Source organism: Acinetobacter sp. 243_ASPC (genome assembly GCF_001054715.1).
In the GTDB taxonomy this organism is placed as follows: domain Bacteria; phylum Pseudomonadota; class Gammaproteobacteria; order Pseudomonadales; family Moraxellaceae; genus Acinetobacter; species Acinetobacter soli.
In genome coordinates, this window is record NZ_JVOR01000105.1 from 15,358 (window position 1) to 28,307 (window position 12,950).

10 protein-coding genes are annotated in these 12,950 nt (G+C 45.7%); 5 read left to right on the plus strand and 5 right to left on the minus strand.

What is annotated here, in order from left to right:
- Positions 1–39 precede the first annotated feature (39 nt).
- Together ADA42_RS14165 and ADA42_RS14170 are read left to right on the plus strand one after the other, a co-directional pair.
- Positions 40–1,263 (plus strand): class I SAM-dependent methyltransferase, encoded by a 1,224-nt coding sequence (locus tag ADA42_RS14165; protein ID WP_048765838.1) that lies wholly within the window; start codon positions 40–42, stop codon positions 1,261–1,263.
- A complete protein-coding gene (locus ADA42_RS14170) occupies positions 1,264–1,713 on the plus strand; it encodes a GNAT family N-acetyltransferase (RefSeq protein WP_048765839.1) in 450 nt (149 codons plus the stop codon).
- Between the two features lie 145 nt (positions 1,714–1,858).
- Here ADA42_RS14170 and ADA42_RS14175 read toward each other — a convergent pair whose 3' ends face one another.
- The 5 genes from ADA42_RS14175 to ADA42_RS14195 form a co-directional block, all read right to left on the minus strand.
- Positions 1,859–2,716, minus strand: coding sequence for a patatin-like phospholipase family protein (locus tag ADA42_RS14175; protein WP_048765841.1), 858 nt, complete (start codon positions 2,714–2,716; stop codon positions 1,859–1,861).
- Positions 2,717–2,732: 16 nt separating this feature from the next.
- The gene (locus ADA42_RS14180) at positions 2,733–2,963 is read right to left on the minus strand and encodes a hypothetical protein (protein WP_004941230.1); all 231 of its coding nucleotides are present in this window, start codon (positions 2,961–2,963) and stop codon (positions 2,733–2,735) included.
- A 141-nt stretch (positions 2,964–3,104) separates the two neighbouring features.
- Complete coding sequence (locus ADA42_RS14185; RefSeq protein ID WP_048765843.1) at positions 3,105–5,240, minus strand: 3-hydroxyacyl-CoA dehydrogenase NAD-binding domain-containing protein; 2,136 nt, start codon at positions 5,238–5,240, stop codon at positions 3,105–3,107.
- A gap of 10 nt (positions 5,241–5,250) precedes the next feature.
- Positions 5,251–6,456 carry an acetyl-CoA C-acetyltransferase gene (locus ADA42_RS14190; RefSeq protein ID WP_048765845.1) on the minus strand — a complete coding sequence of 402 codons (1,206 nt, stop codon included), beginning with the start codon at positions 6,454–6,456 and terminating at the stop codon, positions 5,251–5,253.
- A gap of 170 nt (positions 6,457–6,626) precedes the next feature.
- Positions 6,627–7,667 (minus strand): AraC family transcriptional regulator, encoded by a 1,041-nt coding sequence (locus tag ADA42_RS14195; RefSeq protein ID WP_004941225.1) that lies wholly within the window; start codon positions 7,665–7,667, stop codon positions 6,627–6,629.
- 180 nt (positions 7,668–7,847) lie between these two features.
- Between ADA42_RS14195 and ADA42_RS14200 the strand changes: the two genes are divergently transcribed.
- From ADA42_RS14200 to ADA42_RS14210, 3 genes are all read left to right on the plus strand, one after another.
- Positions 7,848–8,969, plus strand: a complete 1,122-nt coding sequence (locus tag ADA42_RS14200; protein ID WP_048765846.1) for a CaiB/BaiF CoA transferase family protein — start codon at positions 7,848–7,850, stop codon at positions 8,967–8,969.
- A gap of 138 nt (positions 8,970–9,107) precedes the next feature.
- Positions 9,108–10,352 carry a carbohydrate porin gene (locus ADA42_RS14205; protein ID WP_048765848.1) on the plus strand — a complete coding sequence of 415 codons (1,245 nt, stop codon included), beginning with the start codon at positions 9,108–9,110 and terminating at the stop codon, positions 10,350–10,352.
- 139 nt (positions 10,353–10,491) lie between these two features.
- On the plus strand, positions 10,492–12,894 hold the full coding sequence (locus ADA42_RS14210) for a glucose/quinate/shikimate family membrane-bound PQQ-dependent dehydrogenase (RefSeq protein WP_048765850.1): 2,403 nt from the start codon (positions 10,492–10,494) through the stop codon (positions 12,892–12,894).
- The last annotated feature ends 56 nt before the right edge of the window (positions 12,895–12,950 follow it).

Here is a 12,950-nt window from a genome sequence, read left to right on the forward strand (position 1 = left end):
GATTTAAACTATGTTGCTTAACATACAAGGTTTTTGATTATGTCCGTTCAGGCTTCCGAAATATCATCGCAACAACAGTTCCTTGAACTCATTCAAGAATCGATTGAAAATCAAGAATTTGATCGTTTGATCTTGAGTCAGTACAAAGGTGATGAGCCTGAGCTGGAAAAAATTACGTGTCGTGTTGTGGAATTGCAACAACAAGTTAAACTCAATGTGCTTTACCATTACACCACCAAAGATGTGACCAAAAACTACCCGCTAGATGAAGCACTTGATTGTATCGAATCTTATTTGGCAGCGTGTAAGCAGGCGAATCTGTTTAGCTCGCGCTTAGATGCACAACTGAAAAAAAATAAAAAGAAAGCCATGCTCACCGTACAACAGCGTCAGCCAAACCGTACTCAACCTGCCACGACACTACAGCATAATCGAGAAAAACAGCGTTATATCGATGCCAGTGCGCCGTTTTTACAGGGGCTCGGTATTAGTGACAGTCATGGCAAAATCATTCCGGCGATGGCCAGAAAATGGAAACAGATTAATAAATTTATTGAAATTTTTTCTCATGCCTATGAGCAAATTTCGCTGAAAGACAACACCATCAAGATTGTCGATTTTGGTTCAGGCAAGGGCTATCTAACGTTTGCTTTATATGATTATTTGCAACAGCAAACCCAGACTCAGCCACAGATTACAGGCGTTGAGTTACGTTCGGCTTTGGTCGAGTTTTGTGAACAGCTTGCACTAAAATCAGGATTTGATCATCTTGATTTTTTTGAAGGTGATGTACGAACCTATCAACCTGAACGCTTAGATGTCATGATCGCGCTGCATGCCTGTGATATTGCCACAGATTTTGCCATTCATACCGGTATTCGGCTCAATGCCTCGATGATCATGTGCGCACCTTGCTGTCATAAGGAAATCCGGCCGCAATTACAAAGCCCGAAAGTGCTTAAGCCGATGCTACAATTTGGTATCCATGCGGGTCAGCAGGCCGAAATGCTCACCGATACCTTACGTGCCTTGTTGCTCAAGGCGCATGGCTATGACGTTAAGGTCTTTGAATTTGTTTCACTTGAGCATACCAGTAAAAACAAAATGATTTTGGCCACCAAGCGTGAACAGAATGAGCAGCCAGATGCACACATCTTGGAACAGATTCAGGCATTAAAACAGATGTATGGTATAGAGAAACAAACCTTAGAGTTGCTATTAAACGATCAGATCGCGATTGAAAATGTAGGATGTAAATGTTAAATGACTGAAAACGTTACATCAAACTTGCAACTTGATCTTCAAATCGGAGATTGGCGCAGCCTCAAACAGGATGCCAAATATATTCGGACACTGGTATTTATTGAGGAGCAACACATTCCTGAACAAGAGGAATGGGATGATCAAGATCAGGTTTCGCAGCATTTTGTGATGTATCACGATGGTCAGCCAATTGCCACAGCGCGCTTGCTTCCAGATCGTAGTATTGGGCGCGTGGCGGTTTTAAAAACGTATCGCGGTATGAAGATTGGACACCAGCTTATGCAGGCCACGATTGATTATGCAAGGCAGCATAACTTGCCTGATTTAAAACTTTCTGCGCAGGTCTATGCAACAGGTTTTTACACACGTTTGGGCTTCGTTCAACGCGGTGAAACTTATGACGATTGCGGAATCGAACATATTGAGATGTTTTTATCTTTAATTACATAGACATTAAGTAGCGCTTGGGTGTGGTGGTTCCTTGGGGAAATCAGGAATTAAGTATCCATGATCTATTGTCCAATCGGTTAGTCGGTTAGTACTTTGGAAAGATCAGAACGAATTGATCTGATCTCAACCGAGTTAAGCCAACCCTTTATTTAAGCGATTGCCATGCTTCCATGGCGGCGTAGCCAGTTTCTTGACCCACCCGATAAGTATATTCGAGTTTTTTACGATCTTTACACAGTCGACTGGCCAAGCCTTTTTTGTTGGGAACACACACCTCCAAAATACGCTGCTCATTTGGCTGACGTAAAAAGCTCACTGAGTCGTTATAGCGTAAACAACGCGCTTGGAGACTTGAGGCAAAACCATGGTGGTGTTTGAGCATATACTTGGCCAAGAACTGATCGCCCTTACTGCTGGTTTTGGCATAATGTTGCGGCCGTGTACGAATCACCATGAGTGCATTGACATTGTGTTGTTGCGCGGCCCATTGAACTGGTAGGGCATCGGCCACACCGCCATCAAAATACGGTTCACCCATAATGTCGACAGGCTGTCGGGTGAGCACAGGAATGGTACTTGAAGCACGAAGGGCGCTGAGCAGATTGTCCTTTCCTGCACGTAGATATTCGGCACGACCACTTCGTGCATGCGTCAGCACCATATAAAAGTCGGGATTTTGGGCAAAGAGTGCCTGCTGATCGAGTGGGCGTTCTGCTTCACCCACCTGCCACATCCATTCAAGATCGATTAAATCGCCGCCCTTTAAAAAGCGTTTATAGCTGATAAATTCTGGACGCAAAGAATGATCGATATAAAACTGAAGCGTGCGACCGTGTTGACCAGCCAAATAGTTGGCCAGATTGGTCGAGCCTGATGACACACCGACATACAGATCAAAGGGATTAAACTGTTTTTCTAAAAAGGCATCGAGTACACCTGCGGTAAAGGCACCGCGCATACCGCCGCCTTCAACGATAAGTGCTTGACGTTGGGGAGTAGACACAATAAAAACTCAAAAATTAGGGTTGTTGCGAAGCGGGAGCATGGGTATTTTGGGGTGCAACAGGCGCAACTGACGCATGGGAAGTGTCGTGCTTTTGGCGTTGCTGACTAGGCATGTAATCGGGTTCGCTGCTCATGGCGAAATATAAAAAAGTGAAAAAAATGGTGGTAATTACCCCCACAATCATAACGAATTTCCAGCCTAATCCGGTAGATTCCGCATCATTAGAATGATTTGTTCGGTTCATACTTAGCCGTCCACATGCAGAGCATAATGAAAACAGCGTTATAGCATATTTTGCTGATGTGAACTGTGTTAAATCATCATACTTCAGCCATACAAGTACGCCTTATCTATACAGACAAGGCGTACTGCGTATAACCGATTATTACTGAATGGGCTGATTGGTAGCCGCTTTTTCTTTCAACAGCGCAGGTGGTGTGAAGCGTGCTCCATAACGCGCCTCTAATTGTTGCGCACGTTCTAAAGCCTGTGCGGTTCCGTGCTGATTTAAAAACTGAATAGCACCGCCTGTCCATGCAGCAAAGCCAATACCAAAAATTGACCCCACATTGGCATCGATTACCGATTCAAGGACGCCTTCTTCGTAGCAACGTAAGGTGTCGAGTGCCTGAACAAACAAGAAACGATCAATCATGTCTTGTTCAGAAAGGGAATGCGGTTTTTGCCAGCGGGAAAGTCCCGGCCACAAAAACTTTTTATCATTTTCAGGATATTCATAAAATCCTGCACCAGCCGCCTTACCTTTGCGGTCGAGCTCATGAATCATGCAATGAATCAGATCATCAACTGGAGATTCAGGTAAGGTTTTTCCTTCAGCTTGCAAGGCACGACGGGTTTCTTGGGTAATGTGTTCTGTCAGCGTAAGTGATACTTCGTCTTGTATGGCCAGCGGACCAACAGGCATACCTGCTTTGAGGGCTGCCATTTCAATCTGTGCTGGATGTACGCCCTCGGCCAGTAAACGCATTCCTTCATTGATAAATGTGCCAAAAACCCGACTGGTAAAAAAGCCACGACTGTCGTTGACTACAATTGGAATTTTACCAATCTGCTGGACAAAATCGTAGGCTTTGGCCAGCGTTTCAGCAGATGTGCGTTGGCCTTTGATAATTTCGACCAATTGCATTTTATCGACCGGGCTAAAAAAATGTAGGCCGATAAATTTTTCTGGATCTTGACTGGCTTGGGCCAAGCCACTGATTGGCAGTGTAGAGGTGTTCGATGCAAAGATACCCTCTTGAGCCAAATAAGGTTCTGCCTCTTGAGTCACCTGTGCCTTAAGTGTTTGGTTTTCAAAGACTGCTTCAATGATCAGATCACAGTCGTGTAAATCTGCCGCAGTTGCGGTTGGCACAATTAAAGCAAGAATCTGATCGCGTTTTTCTGTGGTCAGGCGTCCTTGTTGAACGCGCTTATCTAAAAGCTTGTGCGAGTAAGCTTTGCCTTTTTCAGCATTTTCAAGAGAGATGTCTTTAAGGACAACAGTAATGCCTTTTGTGGCTGTAGCGTATGCAATGCCGGCTCCCATCATGCCTGCACCTAAGACGCCTACTTTTTTGGCCTGCCACTTGGCGATGTCTGCGGGCCGACTTGCACCAGATTTGATGGCATTTAACCCATGCCAGAAAGTACCAATCATGTTTTTGGATATTTGCCCGGTGGCCAGTTGAGTGAAGTAGCGCGACTCAATGCGAAGGGCGGTATCGACATCGACCTGAGCACCTTCAACTGCTGCTGCCATAATCGCTTCCGGTGTTGGATAGCATCCCTTGGTTTTGTCGCGGAGCATGGCAGGGGCAATCGCTAAGATCTGAGCCACAGCAGGGGTTTTGGGATCTCCGCCGGGAATCTTGTAGCCTTTTACATCAAACGGTTGCTGACTTTTCGTGTTGGCTTTGACCCACGTCATGGCTTTTTCTAACAGCGCTGATTCATTTTCAGCAGTATCGTGTACGAGGCCAAGAGATTTTGCTTGCTCGACACCAAATTGTTTGCCTTCCATCAAGTAAGGAAATGCAGTTTGTAAGCCCAACAGCCTCACCATGCGAACAATCCCTCCACCACCGGGAAGTAAGCCCAAAGTCACTTCAGGCAAACCAAATTTGGTTTTTGGGTCGGTGAGCGCAATTCGGTAGTGACAGCCGAGTGCTATTTCCCAGCCGCCGCCGAGTGCGGTGCCATTTAACGCCGCTACAACAGGCACGCCTAGCGTTTCAATAGTGCGTAAATTTGATTTCAGTGCTTCAATCATTTGAAAAAAGTCGCTGGCCTGTTCGGGCTGAACCTGAATCAGTTCGTCTAGATCACCGCCAGCAAAAAAGGTTTTCTTGGCCGAGCGAAAGATAATGCCTTTCAGATCCGTTTCGGCTTTGAGCTTTTGAGTGATTTCATTGAGTGAATCACGAAATTCTGCATTCATGGTGTTGGCAGATTGCCCTGTAGAATCGAGTGTGAGAATCACAATCTGATCTGCATTTTTTTCGTAGTGAATTGCGCTCATGAGATTCTCCTTACACTCGTTCAATGATCGTCGCGATACCCATCCCACCGCCAACACACAAGGTGGCCAGCCCGCGTTTTTTATCTTGACGCTCTAGTTCGTCTAGCAGTGTGCCCAAAATCATGGCACCCGTTGCACCCAGTGGGTGACCCATGGCAATTGCACCACCATTCACATTCACTTTATCTTCTGGCACCTGTAGTTCATTGATAAAACGCATCACTACAGCCGCAAAGGCTTCATTAACTTCAAATAGGTCGATATCGTCAATAGTTAAGCCGGCTTTTTGTAAGGCTTTGCGGGCTGCAGGCGCAGGCCCAGTCAGCATAATGGTTGGATCTGTACCGACCAGCGCGGTTGCCAGTACTTTAGCGCGTGGTTTTAACCCTTGCTCTTTGACTGCTTTTTCAGAGGCAATAAGTACAACGGCTGCACCGTCTACAATGCCGGATGAATTTCCCGCATGATGGACATGATGAATTTTTTGCGCTTCTGGATATTTTTGTAGGGCTACGGCATCGAAACCCATTTGCCCCATCATTTCAAAGCTGGCATTGAGTTTGGCTAAACCTTCTAGCGTGGTTTGACCTTTGATAAATTCATCTTTTTCTAAAATCATGACGCCTGAATGATCTTTTACAGGCACGACAGATTTATCGAAATAACCTTGCGCTTGCGCCGCAGCGGCCTTTTGTTGTGAACCGACTGCAAACGCATCGACATCTGCACGAGTATATCCATCGAGAGTTGCAATTAAGTCTGCGCCAATGCCTTGTGGCACAAAAGACGATTTTAAGTTGGTTTCTGGATCGAGCGCCCACGGGCCGCCATCTGATCCCATTGGAATACGTGACATCGACTCTACACCGCCAGCCACCACAACATCCTCCCAGCCCGAGCGGACTTTTTGTGCTGCCAGATTCACAGCCTCCAAGCCTGAAGCGCAAAAGCGGTTAATTTGCACTCCAGCCACATCATCGCTCCAACCAGCGGCAATTGCAGCGGTCTTGGCAATATCGCCACCCTGATCACCCACTGGCGTTACACAGCCCAAAACAATATCATCCACTTTGGCTGTATCGAGCTGATGGCGTTGTTTAAGTTCATTGAGTAAGGTTGTGAGCAAGGTGATAGGTTTTACTTCATAAAGTGAGCCATCTTTTTTTCCTTTTCCACGTGGCGTGCGGATGGCATCGATGATGTAGGCTTCGCTCATCAGTGTTCCTTCTTTTGATCGTCAATATTGTTATGTTTTGCAGTGTAATGGATTTTACCTGCAAGACAATGACGAGAAGGTCATCTGGTCAGTGATGGTTTTTGCCAACGCCATAAAAAAACGTCTGGATTAATCCAGACGTTTGAAGAGACAGAATGCTCAGTGACTTCTTAATGATAGCCGTGCAACTGACGATACAGACCCGGTGTAACTCCGGTCCATTTTTTAAATGCACGATGGAAAGTACTGGTTTCACTAAAGCCGACTTGTTGTGCGACATCTTCAAGCGTCAAATCTGGATTGAGCAGCAAATGAATTGCAGCGTCACGACGTAACGCATCTTTAACCCCTTGATAGCTCTTGCCTTCGGCTGCCAGACGACGACGTAAGGTTTGTGGCGACAGATATAGCATCGAGGCCACATCATTGAGTGTCAGCATTTCTTCGCCAATTTGGCTCTTGAGCACCTCACGAATCCGAGAGGTGAGCGAATTGGTATTCTTAAACTTGATCAGGAGCTGTGCAGGGGCGGCCTTTAAAAACTCTTCAAGGGTTTTTTCGTCTTGGCGAATAGGCAAATCCAGATAATCCGCAGCAAACGTAATTTCGGTGCGTGGTGCATCAAACTGCATGACCGGTGCAAAAAACAGTGCATCGTATTCGTCTGCATGTGCCGGACGCGGATAGCTAAAGTGGACGCGTTCTAACGGCAGGCGACGTTCGATCAGCCATGATGCCAGACCGTGCCAGATCATCAGCATACTCTCGGTAATAAAATGATCGGGATCGAGTGTTTTGGGAATAAGAGGCACCAGACGTGCTTCGTGTTTATCGCGTTCAAGCGTCACCGACCATTCATCGCCAAAAAGTTTATAAAACTGAGACGATAGCTCAAGCGCTTGGCCGAGAGTTTTGGCATGAATAATCAGTTGGCACATAATGGCAAAGGTACCCAGACGACGCGGCTGCACATCAAAACCGACATGCTCATCTTGAGTGACCATCCACAGCATTTTGATAAAGCGTGTGTATTGTTCTGGGGAAATACGGGCTTTAGGCTGGCGTAATAATTCTGCCTCGATTCCAACGTGGGACAGTAAGGTTTCGACATCCATGCCTAGGCGTTTTACGCCTGTTAACGCCGCATTCACAAAGTGGATACTAATGGTATCGCGGTTTACGTTTAATCCTTCGGTCTCTTTGATGTTCACTTGCAGTTGGCCTAAATGACTTTAAAAAATATTGGATTGGCGATTTACAACACGGGTAAATCATTTTCTTTATGTTAAATTGCCGAAATGATCAAGGTAAATGGCTGAACATGACATTGTGTCCTTTGTTTTACATTTTTATGATGAAGTAAAATAGTCAAAAAGAGTGATAACAAGATCATGAATACCCCATTAGCTGGACTGCGCGTTCTGGATTTTTCAACGTTATTGCCCGGACCATTTGCCACCTTATATTTAGCAGATTTAGGTGCAGATGTCATACATATTGAGTCACCGACACGTCCAGATTTGGTCCGAATTATGCCACCGTATGCCAATGGGCAGGCCACAGCACACAGTTACCTAAATCGAAATAAACAATCGATTACGTTAGATTTAAAAGACCGTGCAAGTATCGAGAAAATTTACGCCAAAATTCAGGAGGTTGATATTGTCGTTGAACAATTTCGGCCCGGCGTCATGACGCGTTTGGGGTTAGATTATGCAACCTTAAGTGCGCTCAATCCGGCTTTAATTTACTGCTCAATTACCGGCTATGGGCAAACTGGAACATATCGGGATCGTGCCGGACATGACATTAACTATGTGGCGTTATCTGGTATTGCTGGATATGGGGGACGTAAGGCATCGGGGCCACCCCCAATGGGCATACAAATTGCCGATGTGGCCGGCGGCTCATTGCACGCCGTGATTGGCATTTTAACTGCCGTAATTGAACGGTCAAAAAGTGGGCTAGGTCAGCATGTCGATATTTCAATGACCGACTGTGCTGCTGGGCTAAATGCCATGAGTGCCGCAGCGACATTGGCAGCAGAGGAGCCACCGCGTGCAGAAAGTGAGGTCCTCAATGGAGGCAGCTTTTATGACTATTATGAAACCGCTGATGGACGATACTTCTCGATTGGCGGGCTAGAGCCGCAATTTATACAGGCGCTGGCGGTGGCTTTGGACTTACCGATTCTGGCGCAAAAAGCTGCATCGTTTCTCGATGACGATCGTCTCGCGGTTAAAGCGGCATTAAAAGATAAAATAAAAAGTAAAACTTGGGAGCAATGGCGAGAGATTTTTGCTTCGCTGGATGTTTGTGCCGAGCCCGTTTTATATTTAGAAGAAGCCTTAAATTCAGAATTGGCCGTTGAGCGAAATTGGTCAGTTGAGGTGCCTTTGGCATCGGATTCAGAAAAGGTCGAACGACAACTGGCCTGCCCAATTAAATTTTCACGTTCTGAGGCTCAGTATCGGTTTACCGGGCAGACTTTGGGGGCTGGTCGCTGGGATTGAAGCACCAAAAATGACCACTTGTTAGTTTTTTTTCATAAAAGTTGTAAAAAATGAAGCAAAAGTTACTTTTTTGATGGGCGATTGATTAAAATAATTCGTAACACAATCTCACACAACCACATAAAAGGTTACGTAACAATGAAATTAGGGACAACATTCGCTGTTTCTTGTCTCTCAGTGTTATCACTGAGTATCTGGACGCAACAAGCTGTAGCCGCTTCTGCGTTTGATTCATCAAGCCCATGGATGCTAGGGGACTGGAACGGCAAACGTACCGAATTACAACAAAAAGGCTATGACTTCAGCATGGGGTACACTGGGGAAGTGGCGACCGTACTGGATTCTAAAGATACTTCAAGCCACGGTACAGAATATTCAGGCCAACTGGCACTCGGCACCCACTTTGATTTACAAAAGCTTTTGGGTTGGCAAGATACCGAAGCACAAATTACCCTGACCTATCGTGATGGTCGAAACCTGACCAATACAGCGCCTGCGCTAGCAGGACAGGTGAGTTCGGTTCAGGAAGTTTGGGGGCGCGGTCAAACTTGGCGTTTGACAGATTTGTGGATCAAAAAGAAATTTTTTGATCAAGCATTGGATGTGAAGGTCGGTCGTTTTGGTGAAGCTGAAGATTTCAACAGCTTTGCCTGTGATTTTCAAAACCTTGCACTGTGTGGTTCACAAATGGGCAACTGGGCCGGCGATCAGTGGTACAATTGGCCTGTTAGCCAATGGGCGGCACGTGTAAAATACCAAGTGACCCCTGAAGTCTATGCACAAGTGGGCGTATTCGAATATAATCCTGAAAACTTAAAGCGCAGTAAAGGCTTTAACTTAAGTACAGATGGCTCACACGGCGCCTTAATTCCGGCAGAGCTTGTCTGGACACCAAAACTCGGTGCAAACCAATTGAAAGGTGAGTATCGCGCGGGCTATTATTATAGTACTGCCGATGCCAATAAACTGGACGATCAAGGTAATGCACTTGCTGAAACCGGTCACAAACAAGGTGGCTGGATCACGGCAAGACAACAAGTGACTGCTCATCAGGACAATACAGAACGCGGCTTGTCGATTTGGGCAAATGCCGCATTCTTTGATGACAAAACGAATGCAATCAGTGATGTGCAAAACATCGCGCTCAGCTACATTGGTGCCTTCGATTCGCGTCCAAAAGATGAAATTGCACTTGGTTTTGCCCGTATTCATAAAGAAATCGACGGTTTCGACAATGAATACAATGCAGAGCTTTACTACGGTATTCATGCTGCAAACTGGTTAACGATTCGACCAAACGTACAATATGTACGTCATGTCGGTGCAATCAAAGATGGAAATAATGCCTGGGTTGGCGGCATCAAATTCCAGACAGTATTTTAATTTGAAATTGTATTAACCAAATTTCTGTTGAGACGCAATATCGTTGTGACTCAGCAGAAATTCAGTCGTTATACGAAGTATATGCCCCTCATATACTTCCTATAACAGATTAAAAAAACAATTTATTCGAGGTGGTATTATGTCTCAACCATCTTCAAATTCAGGATTACGAACCTTGACCGTAGTGATAGCTGCGGTGATTGGCCTATTCCTGCTCGTTGGAGGTATCTGGCTCACTGTACTCGGTGGGTCAATTTATTACGTGATCGCGGGTCTTGCATTACTGGTTTTTGCATGGCTATTACGCAAGCGTTCAACAGCTTCATATTGGTTGTATGCCGCATTAATGCTCGGCACAACTATATGGGGTGTGTGGGAAGCTGGAACAGATTTCTGGGCTTTGGCACCACGTTTAGACATTCTGGGTGTATTGGGTCTATGGATTTTAATTCCAGCGATCAGCCGTGGCATGGACAATGCCAAATCGGGCAAAATTGCGCTATCGTCGACGCTTGCAATTGCTATCGTCGTGATGGTTTATGCCATTTTTAACGATCCGCAAGAGATCAATGGTGTGATCAAGAGTGAACAACCTAAAACTGCACAAGCAGTTGAAGGTGTTGATCCTGCCGATTGGCCTGCGTATGGTCGTACCCAAGGCGGTGTGCGCTATTCACCTTTGACTCAGATCAATGATCAAAACGTGAAAGACTTGAAAGTGGCATGGACTTTCCGTACAGGCGATCTCAAAAAAGAGGGCGATTCTGGCGAAACGACCAACCAAGTCACGCCAATCAAAATTGGCAACAACATGTATATGTGTACCACACACCAGTGGTTGATTGCACTTGATCCTGCGACAGGTAAAGAAAAATGGCGTTTTGATCCGAAACTTAAAGCGGATAAAACCTTCCAGCACTTAACCTGCCGTGGCGTGATGTACTACGATGCCAACAATACCACCGAGTTTGCAACCAGCTTAAAGGCGAAGCAACCGACCGTATCGGCTGAGTGTCCACGTAAAGTGATTTTGCCTGTAAATGACGGCCGTTTGGTTGCAGTAAATGCAGACACCGGTAAAAAATGTACAGACTTTGGTGTAAATGGTGAAATTGATTTACAAAAATCAATGCCATATGCCTATCCGGGGGGTTATAACCCAACTTCACCAGGCATTGTATCGGGTACCACCATTGTGATGGCTGGTTCTGTGACTGACAACTTCTCGACCAAAGAACCATCAGGTGTATTACGTGGTTATGACGTAAATACAGGTAAGTTGGTTTGGGCGTTTGACACAGGTTCAAAAAATCCGAACGCGATTCCTGAGCATCCTGAAGAGTTTGTCAATAACTCACCGAATGCATGGGCACCGTTGGCATACGATCCAAAACTCGATATCGTTTATGTACCAACAGGTGTCGGCACACCAGATATCTGGGGTGGCGACCGTTCTGAGTTAAAAGAGCGTTATGCAAACTCGATGTTGGCCATTAATGCAACAACAGGTCAAATTGTCTGGAATTTCCAGACCACACATCACGATTTGTGGGATATGGACGTACCGTCACAGCCATCATTGATGGATGTTAAAGTAAAATCGGGCGAAACGATTCCTGCGATTTATGTGTTGACCAAAACTGGTAACGTGTTTGTACTTGATCGTCGTAATGGTAAGCCAATTGTACCCGTGACTGAAAAACCTGTACCACAAACGGTTCAGCGTGGTCCACAAACTAAAGGTGAACGTTATTCTGCAACTCAACCTTTCTCTGAGTTGAACCTTGCGCCAAAAGACAAATTGACCGACAAACAAATGTGGGGTGCCACGATGTTTGACCAGTTAATGTGTCGTGTATCATTTAAACGCTTGAATTATGATGGCATTTATACGCCACCATCTGAAAACGGTACTTTGGTATTCCCGGGTAATCTTGGTGTATTTGAATGGGGCGGTATGTCGGTCAACCAGGATCGTCAGGTTGCAGTCATGAATCCATTGGCACTTCCATTTGTGAGCCGTTTGATCCCGATGGATCCAAACCGTCCGCAAAAAGCCAAAGGTGCCGGCACGGAGCAGGGTATTCAGCCAATGTACGGTACGCCGTATGGTGTTGAAATCAGTGCTTTCCTTTCTCCATTTGGTTTGCCGTGTAAGCAACCAGGCTGGGGTTATGTGGCAGGTGTCGATTTGAATACCCATGAAGTGGTTTGGAAAAAGCGTATCGGAACCATCCGTGACAGCTTACCAAATCTATTCCAGTTACCACCTTTGAAAATTGGTGTACCTGGTTTGGGTGGAACGATTTCAACTGCTGGAAACGTGATGTTTGTTGCCGCAACACAAGACAACTACATCCGTGCATTTAATGTTAGCAATGGTGAAAAATTATGGGAAGCGCGTTTACCAGCCGGTGGACAAGCAACGCCAATGACCTATGAAATCAACGGTAAGCAATATATCGTGATCATGGCTGGTGGTCATGGTTCATTCGGAACCAAGATGGGTGACTATCTTGTGGCCTATGCATTGCCTAACTAAAAGCTAAGATTTCAATCTGATTTGCAAAGAAAGGTGTATTCGCTTCGGCGAGTACA

Coding starts and splice junctions, on each gene's coding strand:
- ADA42_RS14170 (WP_048765839.1), top strand. CDS start 1,264: ATGACTGAAAACGTTACATCAAACTTGCAACTTGATCTTCAAATCGGA.
- ADA42_RS14210 (WP_048765850.1), top strand. CDS start 10,492: ATGTCTCAACCATCTTCAAATTCAGGATTACGAACCTTGACCGTAGTG.
- ADA42_RS14205 (WP_048765848.1), top strand. CDS start 9,108: ATGAAATTAGGGACAACATTCGCTGTTTCTTGTCTCTCAGTGTTATCA.
- ADA42_RS14165 (WP_048765838.1), top strand. CDS start 40: ATGTCCGTTCAGGCTTCCGAAATATCATCGCAACAACAGTTCCTTGAA.
- ADA42_RS14185 (WP_048765843.1), bottom strand. CDS start 5,240: ATGAGCGCAATTCACTACGAAAAAAATGCAGATCAGATTGTGATTCTC.
- ADA42_RS14180 (WP_004941230.1), bottom strand. CDS start 2,963: ATGAACCGAACAAATCATTCTAATGATGCGGAATCTACCGGATTAGGC.
- ADA42_RS14190 (WP_048765845.1), bottom strand. CDS start 6,456: ATGAGCGAAGCCTACATCATCGATGCCATCCGCACGCCACGTGGAAAA.
- ADA42_RS14200 (WP_048765846.1), top strand. CDS start 7,848: ATGAATACCCCATTAGCTGGACTGCGCGTTCTGGATTTTTCAACGTTA.